Annotated in this window: 2 protein-coding genes and 1 pseudogene; 1 reads left to right on the top strand and 2 read right to left on the bottom strand. The window is 60.7% G+C overall.

The window, feature by feature from the left end; all coding sequences use genetic code 11:
- A partial coding sequence (locus tag DBR18_RS30000) for a TIGR00366 family protein (protein WP_256588975.1) occupies positions 1 to 338 on the bottom strand: 338 nt, incomplete at its 3' end.
- Positions 339 to 654: 316 nt separating this feature from the next.
- Between DBR18_RS30000 and DBR18_RS25600 the strand changes: the two genes are divergently transcribed.
- Positions 655 to 1,968, top strand: a complete 1,314-nt coding sequence (locus DBR18_RS25600) for an MFS transporter (RefSeq protein WP_108592416.1) — start codon at positions 655 to 657, stop codon at positions 1,966 to 1,968.
- A gap of 6 nt (positions 1,969 to 1,974) precedes the next feature.
- On the opposite strand, the pseudogene DBR18_RS29995 reads toward DBR18_RS25600, so the two are convergent.
- Positions 1,975 to 2,197, bottom strand: a pseudogene (locus DBR18_RS29995) (GntP family permease); the annotation flags it as partial.

Here is a 2,197-nt window from a genome sequence, read left to right as displayed (position 1 = left end):
ATCGAGATCAATGCGACCCAGGCTACGGCGGAACGGCCGTTTTTCGGGATGCGCGCCAGTTTGTCGATCAGTCTGACGGCGGGTGGCGAGCTGGCGACCACATAACCGCCAATCACCACGAAGGCCATTTGCATGGTGAACGGGATCAGGCTCCAGAACCCGTCGCCGAACGCCATCGCGGCATCGGTGGGTTTGGCGCCCATGGCCAGCGTGGCCAACGCGACGATGATCACCGCCAGTGCGGCAAACACCCAGGAGTCGGGGAACCAGCGTTCGGCAAAGCTTGAACAGCGCAAGGCAAAGCGCGCGGAGCGGCTATCTTCGATATCAACGGCCACAGGGAGTACCTCGATTTTTATGGTTATTTTTGATCCAGCAGGCGAAACACACATCTCCTGTAGGAGTGAGCCTGCTCGCGATAGCGTCGGCACTTTCAACATAGAGGTGACAGACACACCGCTATCGCGAGCAGGCTCACTCCTACAAGGTTCCCGGCTCGGCTCACCTGGCAGGACAGGCATTAACAGTAATTCAACTGCCGATGCTTTGTGAGCAGGTTTTGCAAAACCATGACTATGGTCTAACGGGTTGTCCCCAGGCGGATTTGCGTAGACCATGAGCGCCTTGGTTTTTTGCCTGCCAGAGTTCTTTGCCATGACTGCCCAATCCACTGCCCGACCGGCGCCGTTCAGCCGTTCCGACTACAAGACCCTCGGCCTTGCGGCCCTCGGCGGGGCGCTGGAGATCTACGATTTCATCATTTTCGTGTTCTTCGCCCTGACCCTCAGCCAGTTGTTCTTCCCGCCGGAAATGCCCGAATGGCTGCGTCTGCTGCAAAGCTTCGGGATCTTCGTCACCGGTTACCTGGCGCGCCCGCTGGGCGGAATTCTGATGGCGCATTTCGCCGATCGTCTGGGCCGCAAAAAGGTCTTCAGCCTGAGCATCCTGATGATGGCGCTGCCGTGCCTGCTGATCGGGATCATGCCGACTTATGCACAGATCGGTTATTTCGCGCCGCTGCTGTTGCTGGCGCTGCGCATCCTGCAGGGCGCAGCGGTCGGTGGCGAGGTGCCGAGCGCCTGGGTGTTTGTCGCCGAGCACGCGCCCACCGGGCATCGCGGTTATGCATTGGGCTTTCTGCAGGCCGGGCTGACCTTCGGTTACCTGATCGGCGCGCTGACCGCCACGTTCCTCGCACAAGTGTTCACCCCGGCAGAAATTCTCGACTACGCCTGGCGTTATCCGTTCCTGCTGGGGGGTGTGTTCGGCGTGATCGGTGTCTATCTGCGCCGCTGGTTGAGCGAAACCCCGGTGTTCATGGCCATGGAAGCGCAGCGTGAAGCGCGGGTCGAACTGCCGCTGCGCACGGTGCTGCGCGAGCATCGTCTGGCAATGTTGCCGGCGATGCTGTTGACCTGCGTGCTGACCTCGGCAGTGGTGGTGTTCGTGGTCATTACGCCGACCATGATGCAGAAAACCTTCGGCATGACCGCCAGCCACACCTTCGCCCTCAGTGCGCTGGGCATTGTCTTCCTCAACACTGGATGCGTGATTGCAGGTCTGTTGGTCGATCGCCTCGGTGCCTGGCGCACGGTCATGCTGTATAGCCTGCTGCTGCCCTTGGGCATTGGTGTGCTTTATAGCTGTCTGATCATCGGCGGCAATTGGGTCGGGCTGGCGTATGCCATCGCCGGTCTGGCCTGCGGTGTGGTCGGCGCGGTGCCGTCGGTGATGGTCGGATTGTTTCCGGCGCGGATTCGCGTGTCGGGCATTTCCTTCACCTACAACATTGCCTACGCCGCGTGGGCGAGTATCACACCGCTGTTGCTGATCGGTCTGATGCCGTGGAGCCCGTGGATCTGCGTGATGTTCTGTGCGGTGATGGGGGCGGTTGGCATCGTCAGCGCGGCGTACTTCGGTGTGCGCATGCCCGGTGTCGGACGCCAATCCGTGGCGCCCTGTTCCTGAGGATTTTCAGGTCAGCCAGTGCCACCACAGCAACGTCCCGACCAGTCCCACCACCGAGACAATGGTTTGCAGGATCGACCAGACCCAGATTGTCTGTTTGAGCTGCAAGCCAAAGTATTCGCGAACCATCCAGAAGCCGGCGTCGTTCACGTGGCAGAAGAACACTGAGCCGGCACCAATCGCCAGCGCCACCAGCGAACTTTGCGTCGCGGCGAGCCCCGCCATCATC

The sequence above is a fragment of the Pseudomonas sp. HMWF021 genome (assembly GCF_003061005.1).
Lineage (GTDB): Bacteria > Pseudomonadota > Gammaproteobacteria > Pseudomonadales > Pseudomonadaceae > Aquipseudomonas.
Note: the sequence above shows the minus strand (reverse complement) of the source record. Positions and strands in the feature narration are given on the sequence as shown.